The 22707-nt window shown below is 65.8% G+C and carries 20 protein-coding genes; 12 read left to right on the top strand and 8 right to left on the bottom strand.

Annotated elements, in window-relative coordinates:
• The first annotated feature begins 41 nt into the window (after window positions 1-41).
• From JAO73_RS20705 to JAO73_RS20675, 7 genes are all read left to right on the top strand, one after another.
• Window positions 42-2381 (top strand): S9 family peptidase, encoded by a 2340-nt coding sequence (locus JAO73_RS20705; RefSeq protein ID WP_198979170.1) that lies wholly within the window; start codon window positions 42-44, stop codon window positions 2379-2381.
• Window positions 2382-2524: 143 nt separating this feature from the next.
• Window positions 2525-3922: a POT-type proton-dependent oligopeptide transporter gene (locus tag JAO73_RS20700; RefSeq protein WP_198979169.1), complete on the top strand. Its 1398-nt coding sequence runs from the start codon at window positions 2525-2527 to the stop codon at window positions 3920-3922.
• A 16-nt stretch (window positions 3923-3938) separates the two neighbouring features.
• The gene (locus JAO73_RS20695) at window positions 3939-5975 is read left to right on the top strand and encodes a S9 family peptidase (protein WP_198979168.1); all 2037 of its coding nucleotides are present in this window, start codon (window positions 3939-3941) and stop codon (window positions 5973-5975) included.
• Between the two features lie 93 nt (window positions 5976-6068).
• Window positions 6069-7532, top strand: a complete 1464-nt coding sequence (locus JAO73_RS20690) for a M28 family peptidase (RefSeq protein ID WP_410505004.1) — start codon at window positions 6069-6071, stop codon at window positions 7530-7532.
• Window positions 7533-7551: 19 nt separating this feature from the next.
• Window positions 7552-8490 carry a proline iminopeptidase-family hydrolase gene (locus JAO73_RS20685; protein ID WP_198979166.1) on the top strand — a complete coding sequence of 313 codons (939 nt, stop codon included), beginning with the start codon at window positions 7552-7554 and terminating at the stop codon, window positions 8488-8490.
• A gap of 57 nt (window positions 8491-8547) precedes the next feature.
• Complete coding sequence (locus tag JAO73_RS20680; RefSeq protein ID WP_198979165.1) at window positions 8548-8961, top strand: MauE/DoxX family redox-associated membrane protein; 414 nt, start codon at window positions 8548-8550, stop codon at window positions 8959-8961.
• A gap of 74 nt (window positions 8962-9035) precedes the next feature.
• The gene (locus tag JAO73_RS20675; RefSeq protein ID WP_190927290.1) at window positions 9036-9665 is read left to right on the top strand and encodes a flavin reductase family protein; all 630 of its coding nucleotides are present in this window, start codon (window positions 9036-9038) and stop codon (window positions 9663-9665) included.
• Window positions 9666-9763: 98 nt separating this feature from the next.
• Here the strand turns inward: JAO73_RS20675 and JAO73_RS20670 are convergent, their stop codons facing one another.
• Together JAO73_RS20670 and JAO73_RS20665 are read right to left on the bottom strand one after the other, a co-directional pair.
• Window positions 9764-10963, bottom strand: a complete 1200-nt coding sequence (locus JAO73_RS20670; protein WP_233169326.1) for an MBL fold metallo-hydrolase — start codon at window positions 10961-10963, stop codon at window positions 9764-9766.
• A gap of 206 nt (window positions 10964-11169) precedes the next feature.
• Complete coding sequence (locus JAO73_RS20665; RefSeq protein WP_198979164.1) at window positions 11170-11562, bottom strand: hypothetical protein; 393 nt, start codon at window positions 11560-11562, stop codon at window positions 11170-11172.
• A gap of 98 nt (window positions 11563-11660) precedes the next feature.
• On the opposite strand from JAO73_RS20665, the gene JAO73_RS20660 reads away from it, so the two are divergent.
• Window positions 11661-12803, top strand: coding sequence for an esterase/lipase family protein (locus JAO73_RS20660; protein WP_198979163.1), 1143 nt, complete (start codon window positions 11661-11663; stop codon window positions 12801-12803).
• 68 nt (window positions 12804-12871) lie between these two features.
• On the opposite strand, the gene JAO73_RS20655 is transcribed toward JAO73_RS20660, so the two are convergent.
• Together JAO73_RS20655 and JAO73_RS20650 are read right to left on the bottom strand one after the other, a co-directional pair.
• Window positions 12872-13153, bottom strand: a complete 282-nt coding sequence (locus JAO73_RS20655) for a hypothetical protein (RefSeq protein ID WP_198979162.1) — start codon at window positions 13151-13153, stop codon at window positions 12872-12874.
• 107 nt (window positions 13154-13260) lie between these two features.
• Window positions 13261-14823: an HTTM domain-containing protein gene (locus JAO73_RS20650; RefSeq protein WP_198979161.1), complete on the bottom strand. Its 1563-nt coding sequence runs from the start codon at window positions 14821-14823 to the stop codon at window positions 13261-13263.
• A 117-nt stretch (window positions 14824-14940) separates the two neighbouring features.
• Between JAO73_RS20650 and JAO73_RS20645 the strand changes: the two genes are divergently transcribed.
• A complete protein-coding gene (locus JAO73_RS20645) occupies window positions 14941-15453 on the top strand; it encodes a hypothetical protein (protein WP_198979160.1) in 513 nt (170 codons plus the stop codon).
• A 206-nt stretch (window positions 15454-15659) separates the two neighbouring features.
• Here the strand turns inward: JAO73_RS20645 and JAO73_RS20640 are convergent, their stop codons facing one another.
• Window positions 15660-16142: a hypothetical protein gene (locus JAO73_RS20640; protein ID WP_198979159.1), complete on the bottom strand. Its 483-nt coding sequence runs from the start codon at window positions 16140-16142 to the stop codon at window positions 15660-15662.
• A 173-nt stretch (window positions 16143-16315) separates the two neighbouring features.
• On the opposite strand from JAO73_RS20640, the gene JAO73_RS20635 reads away from it, so the two are divergent.
• A complete protein-coding gene (locus tag JAO73_RS20635; RefSeq protein WP_198979158.1) occupies window positions 16316-16732 on the top strand; it encodes a thiol-disulfide oxidoreductase DCC family protein in 417 nt (138 codons plus the stop codon).
• A 17-nt stretch (window positions 16733-16749) separates the two neighbouring features.
• On the opposite strand, the gene JAO73_RS20630 is transcribed toward JAO73_RS20635, so the two are convergent.
• Complete coding sequence (locus tag JAO73_RS20630; RefSeq protein WP_198979157.1) at window positions 16750-17988, bottom strand: serine hydrolase; 1239 nt, start codon at window positions 17986-17988, stop codon at window positions 16750-16752.
• Between the two features lie 160 nt (window positions 17989-18148).
• On the opposite strand from JAO73_RS20630, the gene JAO73_RS20625 reads away from it, so the two are divergent.
• A complete protein-coding gene (locus JAO73_RS20625) occupies window positions 18149-19063 on the top strand; it encodes a T9SS type A sorting domain-containing protein (protein WP_198979156.1) in 915 nt (304 codons plus the stop codon).
• A gap of 10 nt (window positions 19064-19073) precedes the next feature.
• On the opposite strand, the gene JAO73_RS20620 is transcribed toward JAO73_RS20625, so the two are convergent.
• Window positions 19074-20189: a mandelate racemase/muconate lactonizing enzyme family protein gene (locus JAO73_RS20620; protein WP_198979155.1), complete on the bottom strand. Its 1116-nt coding sequence runs from the start codon at window positions 20187-20189 to the stop codon at window positions 19074-19076.
• Between the two features lie 351 nt (window positions 20190-20540).
• Between JAO73_RS20620 and JAO73_RS20615 the strand changes: the two genes are divergently transcribed.
• Window positions 20541-21740 (top strand): PAS domain-containing sensor histidine kinase, encoded by a 1200-nt coding sequence (locus JAO73_RS20615; RefSeq protein ID WP_198979154.1) that lies wholly within the window; start codon window positions 20541-20543, stop codon window positions 21738-21740.
• A gap of 171 nt (window positions 21741-21911) precedes the next feature.
• Here JAO73_RS20615 and JAO73_RS20610 read toward each other — a convergent pair whose 3' ends face one another.
• The gene (locus JAO73_RS20610) at window positions 21912-22532 is read right to left on the bottom strand and encodes a hypothetical protein (protein ID WP_198979153.1); all 621 of its coding nucleotides are present in this window, start codon (window positions 22530-22532) and stop codon (window positions 21912-21914) included.
• Window positions 22533-22707: the final 175 nt, after the last annotated feature.

Genomic DNA, 22707 nt, shown 5'->3' with positions numbered 1-22707 from the left:
GGTCCCGAATTATTCCAAATTCCCGCTTTTTGCCCCATTCTATGCACAAGTTTGTCCCGGCCCTGGTTGCGGCCGCGTTTTTTACCTCGGCCGCTTCGGCCCAGCAGCGGCCGGTGCTCACGGCCGAGGACTACGCCCGCGCCGAGCGCGCCATGAGCTACAACACCCAGGCCCTCATCGACCACAGCGCCGGCCAGCCCAACTGGCTGCCGAACGACCGGTTCTGGTACCGCGTGATGACGGCCCGGGGCAGCGAGTTCATCCTCGTGGACCCGGGCCGCAAAACCCGCACCGCCGCCTTCGACCAGGGCAAGCTGGCGGCGGCGCTGTCGGCGGCCAGCGGCAACAGCTACGAGGGCGGCCGCCTGCCCTTCCGCAGCATCAGCTTCTCGCCCGACGCCAAAGCCATTTCCTTCGCCGCCGCCGGCAAAAGCTGGAAGTACGACGTGGTGAGCGGCAAAATCAATCCCGAAACGCCCCCGGCTACCGCCCCGGCCGCCGCCCCCGGCTCGGCCACCGAAGAGGTGTCGCCCGATGGCAAGCTGGCCGCCTTCATCAAGGACTACAACCTGTGGGTGCGCAACACGGACACCAACCAGACCACCCAGCTCACGACGGACGGGGCCAAGGACTACGGCTATGCCACCGACAACGCCGGCTGGACGCACAGCGACAAGCCCGTGCTGCGCTGGTCGCCCGACTCGCGCAAAATCGCCACCTTCCGGCAGGACCAGCGCAACGTGGGCGACATGTACCTCGTGACCACCAACGTGGGGCACCCGAAGCTCGACGCCTGGAAATACCCCCTGCCCGGCGACAAGGACATTCCGATGATAGAGCGGGTGGTGGTGGAAGTGGCGTCGCCGAAAGTGGTGCGCTTCCAGATGGCCCCCGACCCGCACCGGGGCTCCCTCTCCGACGACATTTCCAGCAGCGGCACCTTCGACGACGTGGACTGGAGCCCCGACGGCCGCGAGCTGGCGTTCGTGTCGACCTCGCGCGACCACAAGCAGGCCAAGCTGCGGGTGGCCGACGCCACCACCGGCGCCGTGCGCGACGTGTTTGAGGAGAACGTGGCCACGCAGTACGAGTCGGGCCAGGGCGCCATCAACTGGCGCTACCTGCCCAACACCAAGGAAGTAATCTGGTATTCGGAGCGCGACAACTGGGGCCACCTCTACCTCTACAACGCGGCCACCGGCAAGGTGAAGAACCAGATTACCAAGGGCAACTTTGTGGTGACGCAGCTCCTGAAGGTGGACGAGAAGAAGCGCCAGCTGTACTTCCTGGCCGATGGCCGCGAGGCCGGCAACCCCTACTTCACGCACCTCTACCGCATCGGGCTGGATGGCAAGAACCTCACGCTGCTCACGCCCGAAGCCGGCAACCACCAGGTCACGATGTCGCCCTCGGGCCGCTACTTCATCGACACCTACTCGCAGCCCGACAAACCGGGCGTGACGGTGCTGCGCGCCACCGACGGCAAGCTGCTCTCGACGCTGGAGAAGACCGACATTTCGCGCCTCACCGCCACCGGCTGGAAGGCGCCCACGCCCATCACGGTGAAAGCCGCCGACGGGCAGACCGACCTGTACGGCCTGATGTTCACGCCCACTAACCTCGACCCGAGCAAGAAGTACCCGATTGTCAACTACATCTACCCCGGGCCGCAGGGCGGGGGCGTGGGCAGCTGGTCGTTCGTGTCGGCCCGCAACGACAACCAGGCCCTGGCCGAGCTGGGCTTTGTGGTGGTCGTGATTGAGGGCAGCTGCAACCCCTTGCGCTCCAAGAGCTACCACGACGCCTGCTACGGCAACATGGCCGAAAACACGCTCTCGGACCAGGTGGGCGGCATGAAGCAGCTGGCCCGGCAGTACGCCTACATCGACCTGGACCGCGCCGGCATCTGGGGCCACTCAGGGGGCGGCTACGCCACGGCGGCGGCCATGTTCCGCTACCCGGATTTCTTCAAAGTGGGCATTTCGGAATCGGGCAACCACGAAAACCGCAACTACGAGGACGACTGGGCCGAACGCTACGTGGGCCTACTCAAAACCAACCCCGACGGCACCACCAACTACGACAACCAGGCCAACACCACCTTCGCCAAAAACCTGCAAGGCAAGCTCCTGCTGGCCCACGGCCTGATGGACGACAACGTGCCGCCCTCCAACACCCTGCTGCTGATTGAAGCCCTCACCAAAGCCAACAAGAGCTACGACCTGGTGGTATTTCCGAACGCGCGGCACGGCTACGGGGCCTACTCGCCCTACATGACGCGCCGCCGCTGGGACTACTTCGTGCAGCACCTGGCCGGCGCCCAGCCCCCGCACGACTACGAAATGAAGCCCAAGCCCGACCCCCGCAACGCGGTGATGTAGGCGAAGGGCTGCGTAAGAACGTCATGCCGAGCGGAGCCGAGGCATCTCGCTTGTGGTAGTAAATCAACCAATTGGGTTTACCATTGCACGCGAGATGCCTCGGCTCCGTTCGGCATGACGTTCTTGTTTTCTGCTACTTCATCATGACGCCTTCCGCAGCTGCCGCTACGCAAATTTCTGCTGACGCTCCGGCCGCAGTGGCCCGCTTCCCTCGCGCCCTGCCGTTCATCATCGGCAGCGAGGTGGCCGAGCGGTTCAGCTACTACGGCATGCTCACCATCCTGCCCACGTTTCTGGTGGCGCAGTTTTTCAACCCCACGCAACAGGCCGCGCTCACGCCCGGGGCCGAGGCGCAGGCCAACGCCCTGGTGCACTCCTTTGCGGCGCTGGGCTACGCCCTGCCGGTGGTGGGCGCCCTGCTGGCCGACTGGGTGCTGGGCAAGTACCGCGTCATCCTCTACCTCTCCCTGCTGTACTGCGGCGGGCACGCCCTGCTGGCCGCTTTTCACGACGACCTGGGCGGCTTCCGGCTGGGCCTGCTGGTGGTGGCCGTGGGCATGGGCGGCATCAAGTCGAGCGTGACGGCCAACCTCGGCGACCAGTTTACCCAGGCCAACGCCGGGCTGCTGCCCAAGGCTTTTGGCTGGTTTCAGATGTCCATCGACGTGGGCGCGGCCCTGGCCACGGTGGTCACGCCGCTGCTCTACGCCCACTATGGCCCGGCGGTGGCCTTTGGCGTGCCCGGCCTGCTGATGGCCACCGCCGCGCTCACTTTCTGGCTGGGCCGCCGGCGCTACGTGCGCGTGCCGCCCACGGGCCTGCGCGCCGGCCTGCGCCAAACGCTGGGCCCCGGCGAGGGCCGGGCGGCCCTGCGGCGCATCGGGGCCGTGTTCATTTTCGTGCCGGTGCTCTGGATGCTCAACGAGCAAAGCTCCTCGGAATGGGTGCTGCAGGCCACGCACCTCGACCGGGAGCTGTGGCCGGGCTTCCGGCCGCTGGCCGAGCAGATTCAGCTCTCGGGCATCGTGTTCGGCATTGGGCTGAACCCGCTGCTGACCTACGGCCTCTACCCGGCTCTGCAGCGGCGCGGCGTGCGCGTGACGCCGCTGCGGCGCATGGGCGCGGGCATGGTCATTGCGGCGCTGGCGGTGGGCATCGTCGGCGGGGTGCAGCTGCGCGTCGATGCCGGCGGCCACCCCTCGGCGTGGTGGCAGATACTGGCCTACTGCGTGCTGGTGGGTGGCGTCATCATGGTGGCCATCACGGGCCTGGAGTACGCCTACACCCACGCGCCCAAGGCCTTCAAAAGCCTCACCACGGCCTTGTGGGTGCTCACCATTGCGGCCGCCAACTTTGGCCTGAGCCTGCTCAACGGCAGCATTGCGCGGGGCGGGTGGCTGGCCGGGCTGCACGGCGCCAACTTCTACTGGTTTTCGGTGGGGCTGATGGCCGTGAACGTGACGCTGTTTGCGCTGGTGGCGGCGCGGCTGCCCCAAAAGACGTACGTGGCCCCCGCCGCCGAGCCGCAGTTGGCGAGCTGAGTTGTTACTTCCGGTCATGAAATGTCGGTTGCGGAATTACTGGTGGCTCTTGGGCCTGTTGTGGTGGGGCGCGGGCGTATCGGCGGCCCTTGCCCAACGCCCTTTTGCCTTGGCCGACATCGGCCGGCTGGTGAACGTGGGCGACCCGCAGCTTTCGCCCGACGGCCGGCAGATTCTCATCGTCGTGTCGCGCCCCAACCTCGCCACCAATCGCAACGAGGCCGACGTGGTGCTGGTAGACGTGGCCACCGGCCGGCAGCGCGTGCTGGTGGCCGGCCGCCCCACCGTGAAGCAGCCGCGCTGGGCCCCCGCCGGCGACCGGGTAACCTTTCTGGCTCGCACCGGCACGGGCAAAGACGCGCACACGCAGCTATTTATTCAACCCCTTGCCTCCGGCGAAGCCCGCCAGCTGACCAACGCGGTTGAAAACGTGCAACTCTACAGCTGGAGCCCGGACGGCCAGGCCCTCGCCTACTCGGCCGCCGATGCGCCAGCCAACGCGGCCGAAGCCGCCCGCGGCAACGACAGCTTTGAAGTGGGCAACGGCAGCGCGACGCTCACGGCCCCGCCCGCGCCCGACCACCTGTGGCTGGTGCCGGCCAGCGGCGGCCCCGCCCGGCGCCTCACCGCCGGCCCGCTGAGCCTGCCCGACGACTCCTCGGCCCCGTTTGCCTGGGCGCCCGACGGCCGCACGCTGGTGTGCGTGCTGCGCCCCAGTGCCCAAACCGGCGACCAGGAAACCCGGGTGTACACGCTGGACGTGGGCACGGGCGCGGCGCGCGAGCTGCCCGGCTCCCCGCACCGCGTCGACCTGCCGGCCTACTCGCCCGACGGGCGTTGGATTAGCTACCAGACGCCGCGCGAGGCGCCGTATTATGAGTCGTTGGAATTTGACGTGGTGCCCGCCGCGGGAGGTGCCCCGCGGCATGTATGCCGCGGCCTCGACCGCAACCTGCAGCGCGCCCTGTGGAGCCCCGACAGCAAAAGCCTGTTTGTGGGCGGCAACGACGCGGCCACCGTGGCCATCTGGCAGCTGGGGCTGGACGGCAAAAGCCGACGGCTGCCCCTGGGCGCGGTGTCGCCCAACGGCAGCTACTGGGTGGAGATGGCCGTGGGCCGCCGCAACGCCCTGGCCCTGACGGCCAACGAGCCCGGCCGCCCAGCCGAGCTGTACTACCTGGCGTCGCCCACGGCCAGCCCGCGCCGCCTCACCGATTTCAACCACGAAACCGCCGCCCTGGCCCTAGGCCGCATGGAAGCCGTGGAGTGGACATCCGATAATCTGCGCCCCGACGGCATCCTGACCTACCCGCCTGATTTTGACCCCGCCCGCAAATACCCGCTGGTGCTGATGATGCACGGCGGGCCGTCCAACGCCTCGCGGCTGGCGTTTTATGGGCTGGGGCAGGCGGTGGCGGCGCGCGGCTACGTGGTGTTTCAGCCCAATTACCGGGGCAGCGACAACCTGGGCTACGCCTTTCAGCGGGCCATCAGGGAAGATGCCGGCGCCGGGCCGGGGCGCGACGTGCTGGCCGGCATTGCCGCGCTCGAAAAGCGTGGCTGGGTCGACACCAGCCGCATTGCCCTGTGTGGGGCGTCCTACGGTGGCTTTATGACGGCTTGGCTCATGGGTGAGTCGCGTCGCTGGCGTTGCGCGGTGGCGGCCTCGGCCGTGGTCGACCTGCTGGACAGCTACAACCTGAGCGACAACAACGTGGCCAATGCCGGGCACTACGGTCCGTCGCCCTGGCTCAGCGCGGAGAATATGGAGCGCTACCGGGCGCAGTCGCCGCTGTCGCGGGCCGGCCGCTGGCACACACCCACGCTCATTTTGCACAACGTGCACGACTTTCGGGTGCCCATTGCCAATGCCTACAAGTTTTACCACGCCCTGCGCGACAACGGCGTGCCGGTGCGCTTCGTGGCCTTCCCCATTGCCGCCCACGTGCCCGCCGACCCCGTGCGCAGCGCCGAATGGAACCGGCTGTGGGTAGAATGGCTCGACCTGTACTTGGCGTCTGGAACTGCTTCCGATGCCATTCCGAGCAAGTAAACCCCTTTTCCATTTGAAACATCTTCCATTGCTTTCTCTTTAGCCCACATGAATTCAATTGTCCGAACCACTACGGGCTGGCTGTTGGCCGGAATGTTGGCGGCCGCGCCCTTTGCCGCATCCGCCCAGAAAAAGCCAACCGCAAAACCCGCCGCCAAGCCTGCCAACGCCGAGAGCGCCATCCGCGAAGCCGACATCAAGCGCGACTTGTACGCGCTGGCCGGCGACCACTACCGGGGCCGGGAGGGCGGCACGCTCGATGAGCTGAAGGCCTCCGTGTGGCTGGCCGACCAGATTCGGGCCATTGGCCTGCAGCCGGCAGGCGACGACGGCACGTATTTTCAGTGGTTTCATCTGCAGCGCACGCGCCTCACCAAAGCCAGCAAGCTCAGCATCGGCACGCACCAGCTGAAGCCGAACGCGGACGCCCTCGTGTTTGCCCCCACCAACTATGCCGTGACGGCGCCGCTGGTGTACGTGGGCACCGGCACGGCCGCCGAGCTGGCCAAAGTCGACATCAAGGGCAAGGCCGTGGCGGTGCTGTTTTCGGGCACGGTGCCGGCCGATTTGAGCTTCCGGCGCTTCCTGACGCTGACCATGAACACGAAATCGACGGAGCTGCTGAAGGCGGGCGCCGCGGCCGTGGTGTTTGTGGCCGATGCTCGCGCCCAGGCCATTTACGAGCACTGGGGCCACATTTACGAGCGGGGCCGCTACGGCCTGCCCGGCGACCCCAACACCAAAGTGGTGGACACCCCGCCCCTGCTCCTGCTGCCCGAAAGCGCCAAAGACTGGGTGCAGCAAGCCGGCCAGCAGCTGGTGGTGGATTTGAAAGTGGAGAGCTTTCTGTACCCCTCGGTGAACATCGTGGCCACCGTGCCCGGCACCGATGCCCAATTGCGGAAGGAAAACGTGCTGTTCAGCACCCACCAGGACCACGACGGCGTGCGCGCCCCGGTGGCCGGCGACTCCATCTACAACGGCGCCGACGACAACGCCACCGGCTGCGCGGCCCTGCTGGCCATCATGCGGGCCTTCAAAAAGCAGCCGGCGCGGCGCACGGCCCTGTTCGTGTTTCACGGCGCCGAGGAGCGGGGCCTGCTGGGCTCGCGCTACTATTCGGCCAAGCCCACGGTGCCGCCGTCGTCCATTGTGGCGGTGCTGAACGCGGAGATGATGGGCCGCAACGCCCCCGACAGCGCCGCCCTGCTGGGCTCCATTGCGCCCCACCTCAACTCGTCGGACCTGGTAAAAACGGCCCTGGCGGCCAACCAGGCGGGCCCCAAATTCAAGCTCGACACCGAGTGGGACAAGGCCACCCACCCCGAGGGTTGGTATTTCCGCTCCGACCACCTGCCCTACGCCCGCCTGGGCATTCCGGCGGTGATGTACACCTCGGTGCTGCACGTAGACTACCACACCCCGCGCGACGAGCCCAGCCGCATCGACTACCCCAAGCTGACCCGCATGACGCAGTGGATGTACCTCACCGGCTGGGCCGTGGCCAACCGCACGGCCCCGCCCGCACGGGAACCGGGCTTCAAGTTGGAACGGTAAAGAGCAGCGGCACAGCACCATGACAAAACCTAGATTTGACCGCCACCTGCTGGCCGTGCTGGCCTTCTGGCTGCTGGCCCTGACGCTGCACGCGCAATCGAACACCAAAGAGGGCTACGTCGCGGTGCCGGGCGGCAAGGTGTGGTACCAGGTGTTGGGCGCCGACAAGCCGGGCGTGCCGCTGCTGGTGCTGCACGGCGGGCCGGGCTCGGGCAGCGGCGCCTTCGGCAATTTCACGGCCCTGGCCGATGAGCGGCCAGTGATACTCTACGACCAGCTGGGCTGCGGCAAATCGGACCGGCCCGACAACCCCAGCCTGTGGACGCTGGGCCGCTACGTGGAGGAGGTAGACGCCGTGGTGTGCGCCCTGGGCTACCCCAGGCTGCACCTGCTGGGCCACTCCTGGGGCACCACGCTGGCCACGGAATACGTGCTTACCAAGAAGCCGCCGCAAGTCGTCAGCCTCATCGAGTCGAGCCCGTGGCTGGACACCAAGCGCTGGATTTCGGACGCCCAGCGCTACGTGGCCGAGCTGCCCCCGGCCCAGCGCGAGGCCTTCAAACTGGAAAACGCTACCGACTCGGCCAGCCGGCGCAAGTACCAGCAGGCGGTGGATTACTACTACAGCCTGCACGTGTACCGCAACAAGCCGAAGGTGCTCACCTGGCAAAAAGGCGGCGGCAAGCAGGCCTACGAAACCATGTGGGGCAAGAACGAAACCACCTCCACCGGCAACATGAAGAACTATTCGCGGGCATCGTCGCTCAACAACCTCACCCTGCCGGTGCTCTACCTCTGCGGGCGCTACGACGAAGCCACGCCCGCCTCCACGGCTTATTTCCAACGGCGCACGCCGCACTCGCGGCTGGTGGTGCTGGAAAACGCCTCGCACACGGCCTACCGCGAAGTGCCCGACGCGTATTTCCGGGCGGTGCGGGATTTTTTGCACCAGCAATAAGCCGGCGCCCGGTCAATTTCGTTATGCTATTCGGCTGTCATTTCCCCCTTGCCGCTTATGAACCTGACCAACGCTGAACTGGCCTTCGTGCTGGGCCGCCTGCTGATGGGCGTGGCCTTTCTGACGCATTTTTTGGTGCGGCTGCCCAAGCTGGCCGCGTTTCAGACGGGCATGGTGAAGCAGTTTGCCAATTCGCTGCTGCCCGAACTGCTGGTGCGGCCCTTCGCGGCCGTGCTGCCGTTTGTGGAGGGAGCCATCGGCCTGCTTTTGATTATTGGGTTGTTTACCCGGCCGGCGCTGGCGGCGGCCATGTTGCTGATGACGGCCCTGGTATTCGGCAGCAGCCTGCTGGAACAGTGGGCCACCGTGGGCACGCAGCTGGTGTACGGCCTGTTCCTGTTTGCGCTGATTTTGCACAGCCAGTACAACCGCCTGTGCCTCGACCGCACGACGGGCCCGGCAGTACATTGAAAACGGGCTGAACAATTAGGGGAATAAGCTGGTCATTGCCTCGCTGTGCCATTACCCAGCTTCACGCCCCTCCCATGCGCCACCTCACCGCCGCCGACATCCAGGCTTTCGACAAGATTTACCGCCTCAACCTCGTCAACGGCCTGCCCGGCTTCAAACCCGCCAACCTGGTGGGCACGGCCGCGCCCGACGGCGCCACCAACCTGGCCGTGTTCAGCTCGGCCCTGCACCTGGGCTCCGACCCCGCCCTGCTCGGCATCGTGACGCGCCCCACCACCGTGCCCCGCCACACCTACGCCAACCTCAAAGCCACCGGCTGCTTTACCCTCAACCACGTGCCGGTGGCCCTGGCCGCGCCCGCGCACTACACCTCCGCCAATTTTCCCGACACGGTTTCGGAGTTCGATGAGTGCGGCTTTACGGCCGCTTTTCGGGACGACTTCCCGGCGCCCTACGTGGCCGAAAGCCCGCTGAGCATCGGCCTGCGGCTGCTCGAAGAGCACGCCATCAGCAACGGCACCGTGCTGCTGGTGGGTGCCGTGGAACACGTCTACCTGCAGGACGAAGGCCTGCGCGACGACGGCACGCTGGACCTAGTGGCGCTGGCCGCGGCTTGCATCTCCGGCCTCGATGGCTACCACGCCGTGCAGCCGCCCGTGCGCTTTGGCTACGCCCGCCCAGGCCAGTTCCCAAAGCCTGAGTAGCCTCAGGCCCGATGGCATTGCTATCAGGCTAGAAATCAGCGAAAAGCATAAGGCCTGTTTCCTCGTTGGAAACAGGCCTTTTTTGCCAGCAGCATTGGCTACGGATACTGCGTTTCGATTTTTCGGGCCCAGGAGTCGGTGTAGCGCTGGTCGCTGCGGTGCGCGGGCGCTGTCTCGTTGGTCAGGTGGCTTTGCACATTCGAGCCACCGTGCCCGGGCTCCGCAAATTCGGCCGGGTGGTCGCGGTACCAGGCCCGGTACGAGCCATCGGCGGTGCGCTGCATGGTCTTGCTGGGCGAATCCGATTTCTTCGCGCGGCCGTCCTTGCCTTTTTTGCGCTTCTTGTTGCCATTGCCGGCCGTGGCCAGGGCCACCCCGCCAATGGCAAGTCCTGCCACGGCCAGGATTTTCAGCCAGGGCTGCACCAGGGGCGGCGGCACCGAGGTCACGCCGCTGCCATCGGCGCGGGCGGGCACTTTGGCGTAGCGGCCCACTTTGGGGCGGGCCAGCGCGTCGAACTGCGGCACGAAATCAGCCAATTGGCGGCGCAGCTCCTCGCCGTGCATGGGAATGCCGTGGCCGGTGGCGGCCACTTCGGGCTCCATGCGCGCCAGCAGCGCCATCGAGTCGCGAGCGGCGTCCCAGTCGGGCGTGAAGTAGGCCGGCGGGCCGTGCACTTCCTGCTTTTGGGTGAAGGTGCTGGTGCCCGACTCGGCAAATACCGTGGTGAAGGCATCGCCGGCCACCAGCACCTTGTCGTGCTCGCGGAAGAACGACACGTGCCCAAACGTGTGCCCCGGCGTGTGCACCCAGCGCCAGCCCGGCAGGCCGGGCACGCGGCCATCGGCGGGCAGGGCCTGCACGCGCGAGCCGAAATCGTAGGCGTGCTTGGGGTAGGCAAACGACAGGTAGGCCATCATGCCGCGGCCCACGGTGGGGTCGGGCGGCGGAAAGCTCGACTTGCCGGTGAGGTAGGGCAGCTCCAGCGGGTGCGCGTACACGGGCACGTCGGGCCAGGCGGCCAGCAGGCCGTCGAGGGCTCCCACGTGGTCGAAATGCCCGTGGGTGAGCAGGATGGCGGCGGGCGGCGTGTCGGGCCCGAACAGCGCTTCGGCCTGTTTGCGAATCTTGTCGGCCGAGCCCGGCAGGCCGGCGTCAATCAGCACCCAGGGGCCCTGCGGCTGGTCTTGCGGGAAAGCGTAGTACAGGTTCACAAACACGTCGCGCAGCACGCTCAGGCCGGGCACTACGGCGGTGAAAGCGGGCGTGTTGGCCCGGGTGGCATCGTTGGAAAGCATAGGCGGTGTGGAAAGGTGAAGCAGGAATAATGAGCAGCCCACGGCGAGCGGCTCCGGGCTCCTTGCTACTACGGCCGCCACCAACGAGCGGGTTGGCTTTTTTTCGGGGCACTGCCGGGCTGGCAGTGCTTACCGTCGTGCTTGCACCAAACGCAAAAAGCCCGCCACCCAATGGGTAGCGGGCTCTCAAAGCCGAGCTAAAAAAATTACTTGGGCTGCTGCTGGTCGTTGGTGTTGCCGTTGCCGTTCGTCGACTTGTCGGGCGTGGCCATGGTGCCGCTGGCCGACTGCGGCGAGGCGGCGCTCTTGCCGGCCGGGGCCGAGTTGAGCTGGTCCTGCACGGTGCCGTTGGCAATGGCGGCGGCCGAGCCCACGCCCCCAGCGGCCGGAGCCTCCTGCTTGTAGTTGATGCTGTCGCGGTTCACGTCCCAATTGTGCCAGCCGGGAGCCTTGGTGAAACCGTGTTTGAATTGCGGGTTTTCGCCGGGGCTCCAGCGGTAGTCGCAGGACGAAAGCGTGGCGGCCAAAGCGGTGCCCAGCAGCAAGGCCAGGGCAGGACGAGAAGAAAGCTTCATGAAGTAGGTCTTGGGATTGGACACACAAAGTACGGGGATTTCGGGCGGAAGGCCAACCCAAAGCCGCCGCGGGCGTTACTTTCGGGCACGGCGCGTGCCGCCTCTTGTCCTGCTTTTCCATCATGGCCGCTTCCGATGCCAACCAGCCTTCCCGCTTCCGCCGGGCCCTTGGGGCGGTGGGGCGCGCCGCCCTGCTGCCCGTGCAAGGCGCTGGCTACCTCATTCGCTCGGGCCGGGCGCACCAGCATTTTTTCCTCCCGGTGCTCAACGGCGCGCTCGGCGACCAGCTGGCGGCCCGCTTCGACCGCCGCGCCATCCAAATGAGCTTTCGGCGGGGCGGCGAGGACGTGCCCGTGGCCGACCTGCGCCTCACCGAGCCCCAGCAGAAAACCGTGGTGTTTGTGCACGGCCTGATGGGCGACGAACTCATCTGGCAAACCGGCTTTCAGGACGTGCCCGGCAGCCGGCGCTTCGGCCCGCGCCTGGCCGAGGAGACGCACTGCCGCTCCCTCTACGTGCGCTTCAACTCGGGCCTGCACCTCTCCGAAAACGGCCGCGAGCTCAGCCGCCTGCTCACCGAGCTGGTGACCACCTACCCCGACGCCGTGGGCGAGCTGGTGCTGGTGGGCCACAGCATGGGCGGGCTCATCATTCGCTCGGCGGGGCACTACGGCAGCGGCGTGGGCCGCCTGAAAGGCTTTAGCGAAGCGCTACACGCCGGCATGAATACCGGCAGCATCGCCGACCATCCCATTCTGGAGCCGGAGCCCTGGCTGGCGCATTTGCGGTCGGTTTTCCTCCTTGGCACGCCCAACGACGGCTCCTGGCTGGAACAGAATTCGCACCTCACCGCGCGGCTGCTAGAGCGCATCAACCTGTTTCCCACGCGCTTCCTGAGCAAGGCCCTCAACCAGCGCAGCAACGGCATCAAGGACCTGCGCTACTCCATTCTGGTAGACGAGGACTGGCAGGATGCCCACGCCAACGACCTGACGCCGCCGCGCACGCCCGTGCCGCCGCTGCCCGGCGTGCGCTACCACATTCTCATCGGGGCGTGGCTGCGCTCCACACGGCCCTCGGCGCTGCGCGAGTACTTCGGCGACGGGCTGGTGGGCCAGAACAGCGCCCGGGGCCACGCCACGTTCGGCAACGAGGCGGCCCTGCCCGAGGGTGCCAGCGTGCGCACGGCCGTGTTCAGCCAGCAGCACCACGGCGGCCTGCTCACGCACCCGGAGGTGTTTCAGTACCTCAAGCAATGGGCCTGAGCCGCTCGGCAACAAAAAAGCCGCACTCGGCGAAGAATGCGGCTTTTTTGTTGATAACCGTTTCGTTATCAGGTAGTGGTGCCAGACGTGGTGGTACCAGACGTGGTAGTGCCCGATGTGGTGCCGCTGGTGGTGCCCGACGTGCTGCTGCCCGGGTTGGCAGTGCCCGTGGTCGAACCCGTGGTGCTACCCGAAGTGGAGCCGTAGGTGGTGGTGCCCGTGGTGCTACCCGACGTAGTACCGTCGGTGGTGCCCGAAGAGGCATTCTCGGAAGTAGAGCAGGCGCTGAAAAGTGTGAGCGACGAGCACAGAATTGCGCCGGTCATCACCGAAAGCCATTTGCGTTTCATAAAACAAAAGAAATGTGGAAAGAAAGGAAAGGTGCCGGTTGGCCTTTAGCTATACGAGCATTAGCAGCGCGATTTACCCGTAATCTGGCGTGATAAATACGTATTTCTTAGTTGCGAAGCCTTACCGGAGCGGCCGGCTGGTTTGGCAACTCACAGTCGCACAGCACTTCCCGCACGGGTTTGGCCACTCTATAGTTGGGCAAAGACACCTCTTTCATGTACACCACCGATAGATGGCGCAATGGCGGATGGGCCGGGTTTTCGTGCCAAATGCGCAGCAGGTAGTTGCAGTAATAAGGCCGCATCCAACCATTATTGACAAAGAGGTAATTCTCCGAATACTTGCGCCATCGGTCGTTTTTAAAAAGCGACACCACGGCGGCCGGCTTGGCGTAGTTCACCGGGGCGCCGGCGCGGTTGAGGTCCAGCACGCTGCCGCGGGCGGTGGTGCCTTCGAAGATGTACCAGCCATCGTCTTTGAAGACGGTGGGCGCAAACATGCCCCAGTGCTGGTCGATGCGAAACAGGTAGCCGAACCAGCGCAACTGGTCCGAAAAAATGCCGCCCGCGGGCCGCAGCACGGCCACGTCGTCGAGGTTCCAGAGGCAAACGTAGGTGAGCACCAGGGCCACCACAATATCGCGGGCGCTGCGGGCTAGGTACAGGCCGCCCTCCGTGGGCGGCGCGGCGCGCTCGAGGCGCAGGCGCCAGGGAGCTTGCCAAGCGGGTAGCCAGTAGCGCCAGCGCTGCACGCGCGGCACCAAGCGGCCCAGCACCGGCCCCAGGCGCCGCTCCAGCCAATCGAGCGCCACCGGCGGCAGCAGGCCCAGAATGGAAGCCCAGTTTATCAGAAAGAACAGGCCCACAAACAGCGTGACGCTGATGGTGAGGTGAAAGAAAAACAGCCCTCCCACCACCAGCAGCCGCCACCAGCGCACCCCCACCGGAATGAACAGGGCAAACGGCAGCAATAGCTCGGTGAAATAGGCCCCGAACGTGAGGACGCGCAGCAACCCGGGGTATGGGTAGAGCAACCGGCCGCCGGGCAGCAGCAGCTGGTCGAGGCTGAAAGCGTAGTAGAGCGCGGTGCCGTCGCGGGTCCACTCGGCGCCGTTTTTGAGCAAGGCCGTGCACCAATACAGCAGGGCCAGCTGCACCACGTAGGCCACGGTGGCGGCGCTGAAATACGAGAGGCGCTCGGGCGCAGGCTGGTGGCGGGCGTCGCGGGACCACACGCGGCCCCACGGCAGAAAAATGCCCCAGAACAGCAGCATGCGCAGCAGGTCGTCGCCGCCCTGGCCAATGAGGGTGTTGCGGTTTTGCAGCGACACCAGCAGCACCCACGAAGCCACCGTGGCCAGCCGCGTGTGGTAGCCCAGCAGCAAGGCGCCGGCCACCACGGCCGCCACGAGAAACAGCATGGCCTCCAACTGCCACAGGCCCGTGGCGGCGTGTAGCGAGAATTGGTAGGGCGTCCAGGCGCGCTCCATGAGCGCGGACACGGGCAACACGCCCAGGTTGGCGTAGTGGGCTTCGAGGTCGGTGCTGCGGATGGCCAGGTCGACCAATATCACGGCGGCCGTGGCCATGCGCAACAGCGCCAACGCCCGCAAATCGAGCACGAACGGGCGCCGGAGCACGCCCCAAAAGCCAGCGGGGGCTTCATCCATAGAGTAGGCCGGCGGGCGCCGGGAAGAAAATCAACAAGGCGAAAAGGCAGTCATACGGAATGACGCACCCTTTCGCCTTGCGGAAAAAGAAAGAAATGCCGGAAAGTGCCCTAGCGCGTGGTAGCCCCGCTGGTGCTGCCCGACGTGCTACCGCTCGTTGTGGTGCCGCTGGTGGTGCCGCTACGACGGCCCGACGTGGACGAACCCGACGTGGACGAACCCGACCGACCGCCGCTCATGCGGCCGGAAGTGGTGCTGCCCGACCGCCGCGAACCAGAAATGGTGCCGCTGGTGCTGCCCGACGTCGTGCCGCTGGTAGACCCCATCGTCCCCGGCGTGCTGCCACTGGTTGAGCCCATGCTGCCTGAGGTACTGCCGCTGGTAGAGCCCATGGAGCCCGACGTGCTCATGCCTCCCGACCCGCTGGTGGTACCCATGCTGCCGGATGTACTCATGTTGCCCGCCCCCGTGGTGCTGCCCGAAGTGCTCATGCTCCGCGAACCGCTGGTGCTGCCCGAAGTAGACATGGACCCCGACGTAGTGCGTGTGCCCGACGTGGTGCGCGCGCCCGACGTGCTGCCGCTGGTAGCCCCCGAGCCGGTGGTAGAGCCGCTGGTGGTGCCTTGGTAGTCCAGCGCCGCCAACGACGACTGAACGGAAGTGGCTGGCGACTGGCTGTGCGCCGTCAGGCCCAGGTCGAGAACCAGGACCGATACTCCCAAGGCAACGGCCCAGGCTGGCCAAGAAAGGTGCTTTTTCATTACTGTTGCACTATATGTGGAAAGGAAGGATATGAAACAGCCCACGCGCTTGGGCGCGTGGGCTTTACGTCCGTTTTAGTGGCTGCCGGTGGTGCCGCCCGTCGAGCCCGCGCCGCTGGTTGAGCCGCCTGCCGTGGTGCCCGCCGTAGTGCCGCTGGTTGAGCCCGAGGTGCTCATGCCGCCTGTGCCCCCCGTGCTGCCGCTCGTGGTACCGGCCGTAGACGCGCCACTGGTCGAACCCGAAGTACTCATGCTGCCCGACGTGCCGCCGTCCGTGCTGCCCATGCTGCCCGAGCCGCTGGTGCTGCTGGTGCTGCCGGAGGTGCTCATGCTGCCGTCGGAGCCGGAACCCGAACCGCTCATGTTCCCCTCCGAACCCGTGCCCGAGCCGCTCATGCTACCCGAGCCGCCACCGGCCGAGTCGCTGCTCATGGTGCTGGTGTCGGAGCTGGTGGTTGTGGTCGAGGTTTCCTCGGTGGTCTTGGATTGGCAGGCGCCGAGCAGGGCAGTGCTCAGGGCCAGCGTGGCGAAGGGGAAACGGATTTTTTTGGTGAACATGATGGTAAGGGTTTGGTTTGATTAGCTATACGACCAAGCCCCGCGCCGTAACCGACGAATAAATCCGTATTTTTTGTCAGAACAAATACGGAGCCCCGCCCCGGCCGCCGGCTGCTGTCGCCAACCTCCCACCCGCCGCCCCGTTAGTACACGCGCCCCTCTCCTGCCCGCCCATGCCCGCCCCCGTGGCCCCCGACACCATTTTCTTCGACGGCGTGTGCAACCTGTGCCACGGCTTCGTGCAGTTCATCATTCGCCACGACCCGGCCGGCCGCTACCGCTTCGCCGCCCTGCAAAGCGACGCAGGCCGGGCACTGCTGGCGTCTCATGCCATAGAAGCCAGCGCGTCCATCGACCCCGAATCGGTGCTCCTGCTCAGCCAGGGGCGCTTGTATTCCCACTCCGATGCCGTGCTGCGCATTGCGCGCGGCCTGGGCGGCGTCTGGCGCCTGGCCGCCGTGGGCCAGCTGCTTCCCCGCGCCTTCCGCGACGCCCTCTACCGCTTCGTGGCGTGCAACCGCTACCGCTGGTTTGGCCGGCAGGAAAGCTGCATGCTGCCCACGCCGGAGCTGCAAGCCCGGTTTTTGTAGAGGCGCGAAATGCCACTCTACCGCTTTCGGCGCAGTTCGGCCTCGTATACGCGCCGGCCCAGGTCCCTCAGGAAGGGAAAACCCACGGCATCGTACTCGTACTTGTCGTCGTTCAGCACACCATCGGCGTTCACGTAGAGCACCGCGCTGAGCAGGAATTCCACCCCGTGCGCGGGGTCTTCGACGTAGGCGTTGTCGATGAGAAAGCCGTAGGCCTGCCCGATTTTGTTGTAGACGCGCACGCCCGGCGGCAGCGGCACGGTGCCGCCCCCGCCCAGCAAAAACTTGGCGTAGGTGTCGGGGAAATGCACGGCGTCGTAGCGCGGGGAGAGGCTTTCGCGGGGCAGCTGCGAGAGGGCCTGGCGCAGCAGGGCGTAGTCGGCGGGCGCGAGGCGCAGGCGCTGGGCGGCCGGCACGCTTTCCGGAAACAACACGAGTTGCAGCAGGCGCTGCAGGTCGGGCAGCGAAAAGGCATTTTTCTGGCTGAAATCCAGAGGCCCCGGCACCACCTGCGTGCCCTGCACGTGGCCCCGCCCAATGCTTTCGCCTCGCAGGTGCAGCCGCGGCCACCGGCCCTCAAAAAAGCCCGCCGGCTGCCGATAGAGCAGCTGCGTGGCGGCCGTATCGGCGTAGAACGCCACGGGGTTGGTGTGGCGGCTGCCGGGCTCCTGGTCGCCCACCGAGAGGCGGTGCAGCAGGCGGCTGTGGCGCAGCCCCAGGCGGGCCAGCCCGGCGTTGAGCTCGGCCGGGCCCACCAACTCATACAGCCGATTGAAGGCATCGTTGTCGCTCACCAGCAAGGCCTTGCGCACGTAATTGGCCAGCGTGGGGCGGCCGCTGGCGCTGCTACTGTCGCGCCGCACCCGCGTTTGCCCGGCAAAGGCCGAGTCCGTCAGCATGACGGATTCCGGGCCGAGGCCGGGGTAGTGGGTTGCCAGCTGCCGCAGCTTCTCCAGTGCCAGGGCGGCCGCGGCCAGCTTCACGGTGCTGGCGGGGTAGAAATACTGGCGGGGCCGCACGCGGTAGCCGTAGCGGCGGAAGTGTGGCGTCCCATCGGGGGCGCGCCGGATGCGGGTGTAGAGGATTTGCAGCCGGTACGTGCCGGGGCGGGCCAGCACGCGGCCCAGCCCCGCGGTGTCGTGGCGCAGCACCTGCCGCAGCGGGTTGGGCCGAAGCTGCGCGGCCGCCGGCCCTGCGCTTGCCAGCAAGCTTCCGCCCAGCCACAGCCCCCGCACAAGATTCTGCCAAATCGCCATGGCGTGAAGATAGACGTGCCGCGGCAGGCAGTAGACGCCCGGCGCTTAAATCAACAAGAAAACATATTTTACTATATTAGCTACGCGAGACGCCTGTCGGCAACCTGTCCGCGCTGCGCTGCCGCTGGTCCCCTGTTCACTTCCTTTCCCTACTATCACGATGAAAACGTTACTTCTCGCCCTACGCGCCGGGCTGGCCGGCATTGGGCTGGCCCTGGCCACCCCCGCCACGGCCCAGACCGTTCCCAACGGCAACTTCAGCACCTGGGCCACGCGCAACGGGGTAGAAACGCCCACCGGCTGGCTGACGACCGACGACCTGCTGGGCGGCTTCTTCAGCACGGGGGCCGTGGCCAAGACCACCACGGCCAACAGCGCGCCCTACGCCGCCCAGCTCCAAACCGTGAGCCTGCCGGGCGGGGCGTCTTTCCCGGGCCTGCTGATTTTGGGCAGCACCCTGCGCACGAGCGCCGGCCTGCCGGGCGGCGTGCCGTTTACGGCGCGGCCGCGCAACCTGCAGTTTTACTACCAGCTGCAGGGCAGCCAGGCCCTGTCCGACTCGGCCGCCATGGTGGTGCTGCTCACCCGCCGCCTAAACGGCACCACGACGGTGGTGGCGGGCGGCGCCTACGACTTTAGGGCGCTGGCCAGCAGCTACACCCTGGCCACGGTGCCCCTGCAGTACTCCTCGGGCCTGGCCCCCGACTCCGTGTTCATGGTGTTTTACTCCGGCCAGGCGCGCACCGTGACGGCGGGCTCGGTGCTGCGCATCGACGACATCTCCTTCAGCGGCACGGCCACCGCCACGCGCGACGCCGCCCTGGCCGCCCCACTCAGCATTGCGCCCAACCCCAGCCCCGACGGCCGCTACCGACTCAGCAGCCCCGACGCGGCCGTGCTCACGGCGCCGCTCAGCGTGTTCGACGCCACGGGCCGCCTCGTGCGCCGCGAAGCGCCCGCGCCCCGGCCCGGCGCCCCCGAGCGCGCGCTCGACCTGAGCGAGCTGCCGGCGGGCATCTACTCCGTGCGGCTCGATACCCCCTACGGGCTGCTCACGCGCAAGCTGGTGCGCTGACGGCCGCGCCTCAGAAATGGACTTGTTCGGCCCGGCGCAGCCACGCCTCGGCAATGGTGGCGCCCAGGCCGGGGCCGGTGGGCATGTCGATGCGCCCGCCCGGGCCGTAGCGGAAACCGCCTTCCACGGGGTCGTCGGTGAACATGAGCGGGGTGTCGAAATCGCAGTGCTGAATGGCGGGGTTGCTCAGGGCCAGGTGGGCGGCGGCCGTCATGCCCAGGCGCGATTCCAGAAAGCCGCCCACCTGCAGGGTGAGGCCGGCGGCTTCGCCCAATTGCGCAATCTTCCGGGCCCGGTGGAAGCCCGACGACTTGCCCAGCTTGATGTTCAGCAGCTGGCAGGCTTGCAGCTGGATGAGCCGGGCGGCGTCGTGCTCGTCGCCGCAGCTTTCGTCGGCCATGATGGGGATGGGCGAAGCGGCCGACACCCGGCTCAGCTCCATGAAATGCTGGCGCAGAATGGGTTCTTCGCAGTGCTCGATGTTGAACTCGCCCAAGGCCTGCAGCACGGCAATGGCGTTGTCGGCCGTTTGCCAGCCCTGATTAGCGTCGATGCGCAGCGGGTGCGTGGGCCCAATGCCCGACCGAATGGCCCGGATGCGGGCCACGTCTTCATGCAAAGGCCCGCCCAGCTTCACCTTGATGGCCGGGAAGCCTTCCTGCTGAAAGCGCACGGCGTCGGCTTGCATCTTCTCGGGCGGGCCCAGGCTCACAGTCATGTCGGTGTGCAGCGCCTTGTGGCGGTGGCCGCCCAGAAAGGCGTAGAGCGGCAGGCCGGCGTGCCGGGCCGCAATGTCGTGCAGGGCAATGTCAAAGGCACTTTTGATGCTGCTGTTGCCGTAGATGATGCGGTCCAGCTCGGCCAGGCAGCCGGCCAGGTCGAGGGCGTCGCGGCCTTTGAGGGCGGGGGCAAAATACTGGCCCACCACAAAGCAGGTGTCGACGCTCTCGCCGTTGATGGTGAGGAAGGGGCTGCACTCGCCGTAGCCCACGAGGCCATCGGCGGTGCGCATGACCACCACCACGTTCTGCACCGCCAGCAGCGGGCCAAGGGAGATGACAAACGGCTCCTTGAGCGGCACGAGCAGCTTGTAGAGGCTGATGGACTGGATGGTGGTGCCGGGCATGATGCGATGCAGGAGGAGTTGCAAAAGACGGCGCCGGGCCGGGATTACGCAACGACAGCCCGCCGCCGGCGGGGCCATTCCGCCGCCCATGGTCCACTCACGTCGGCTGATTTTGGGCACGTACGCTTTTTTTAGCGGCGTCGAGGTGCGTTTGCCCGCCTCAAAATGCAGGCCTGCAGCTGAACCGTAGCCACCCTAAGCTTCTTAGCAGATGCTCCTGTGTGCGCTTCCGACCGACCATAGCGGGCTTTGTTAGTGAAGACAATAGCTGCCATACAGACCAGCTGGCGCGCCGGGAAGGCGTACCTTGCCCTTGGTGCCGCTGCCCGCGCCCTTCATTCGTGTTCCGCCATGTCGCCTTCCCTTGAGAACCCTCTTTCCCTCGAACAGCAGCTTGAGGCCCTGCGGGAGGAAAACCGGTGCCTACGGGCGGGCCAGGCGGTGGCCCGGGCACACCAGGCCGAGTCGGCTAGCGAAGAGCGGCACAACGCCCGGTTCCGCACGGTGTTCGACAATTCGCCGTTCGGGCAGAAAATCATTACCCCCGACCTGGTGATTCGGCAGGCCAACCGGGCGGTGGTAAACATGCTGGGCTTCGCCGACGAGAGCAGCCTGGTGGGGCACCGCATCCAGGAGTTTGCCCACCCCGACCACCGCGCCGACTGGGCCTTCCTGCAGGAACGGCTGTGGAGCCACAAGCTGCCGCACTTCACCCTCGAAACCTGCCTGGTGCGCACCGACGGCTCCTCGTTTTGGTGCCAGGTCACCTCCATCCGGTTTCCCGACGGTGCCGAGGAGCTGGGCTATACGCAACTCGAAGACATCGGCGACCGCAAGGCCCTGGAGCTGTCGCTCAAGCGCCTCTACGACGCGCAGGAAACGATTCTGCACCTCGTCACGCACGACCTAAAAACGCCCATTGCCCACATCCAGCTGCTCACCGACCTGCTGCAGCGCCAGTCGGACGCGCCTTCCGCGACGGCCGCGGCCCAGGAAACGGCGCATTACCTGGCCCTCATCCGCCGGTCGTGCACCGAGGCCGACAAGCTGCTGAAGGACATCCTCTTCCTGGGCTCGCTGGAGGCCAACCTGCTGAAAAAGCAGCCCACCGACCTCATCGCGTTTTTGGAAGAGCGACTGCCGGCCCACCGGCTGGCGGCCCAGCACAAAGGCCTGCACTTGGCCCTGGAACTGCCCGCCCAGGCCGTGCAAGCCAACCTGAACGCCGACGTCTTCGGGCGGGTGGTCGACAACCTGGTGAGCAATGCCCTGAAGTTTACCCCCGCCGGCGGCCGGGTCACGGTGGGGCTGCAGGAGCAGCAGGGCCGGGTGCTGCTGCGCGTGTGCGACACCGGCATCGGCATTCCGGAAGCGCTGCAGGAGGAGCTGTTTGAGAAATTCAGCACCTCGGCCCGCCCCGGCGTGGGCGGCGAAGCCAGCACCGGGCTGGGGCTGTTCATCACCAAGCAGATAGTGCAGCTGCACCGCGGCAAGGTGTGGGTGGAGAGCGAGGAAGGCGCCGGCGCCTGCTTCTTCGTGGAGCTGCGCTGAGCGGCACTGCACGCGTGCCAGTGGGCGCTAGAAAGCCTTTACGGAAGTGTGATTCTTTCGCATGTTTCGCATTCAGCTCTATCATCGTTTCGTGCCTTCCCGCCCCGCGCCCGGCCCGTTTCCAAGGGCACTGAGGCACCTGGTGCCGCCAAAGAAACGCGTCACTGGCATTTATTCGCTGGCTGGTTTTACAATTATGTCTCCGCTACCAAGACACAATATCAACCACTCCAAGTGGTGAGGCAGAATGAAAATGCTGGAATCAGAAGTGTAGGCTTCTTCAGTGCGCTGCTTGAGCAAAGTATTCAATTCTGCTCCTTCAATATCATAAGCTCGATTTAAAAAGGAATGGACCGGATGTTCATATCCCAAATAGTAAGCTGACTCTGTCAGTTGCTCAAAAAGTGTGGCGTCTGCTTTAAATAGTGTTTCTGTCTCAGTGCCTACATCTATCATGTGCCGAAACTGTTCGAAAATCTTGTGTTGGTCTTCCGCAGCCAAACGATTACCCGGCAAATAATTTTTGGACAGGTCTACTTCTTGAATCTGTGCGATTAATTGGTCTTTAAAGCGGTTCTTATTCTGCAAATCGGTGGTGATGCGAATGGAATTGTTTGCCGACTTAACTATGTATGCGCCCAGGTTCTCAGTGATGCTTTCGATTTGCTCAAGCTGAATGTGCTTTTTGCGAAAGCCATATTGAACAAGCTCCGTATCAGAGAGCACCAACTTGTGTCGCGTAGCATATACCAATCCTGCGACGCACGCGATGAACAAAGGAATTGTTATCAAACACAGATGCCCAAAGTCTTTTGTGCGCAAAGAATCAGTCGCATCCCAAACTGCCAAAAGCCCGAACCCAACAGCGGCACTATAAATAAGGACCTTCGTTCCTAGAAGGTGTTATGCACCTGGGAGCAAGTTAAGGCCAGCGGCTTTGGCGAGCATGAGCCCGGCAAAGGCGAGG

The sequence above is a fragment of the Hymenobacter miniatus genome (assembly GCF_016427455.1).
Taxonomy (GTDB): Bacteria; Bacteroidota; Bacteroidia; order Cytophagales; family Hymenobacteraceae; genus Hymenobacter; species Hymenobacter armeniacus.
Note: the sequence above shows the minus strand (reverse complement) of the source record. Positions and strands in the feature narration are given on the sequence as shown.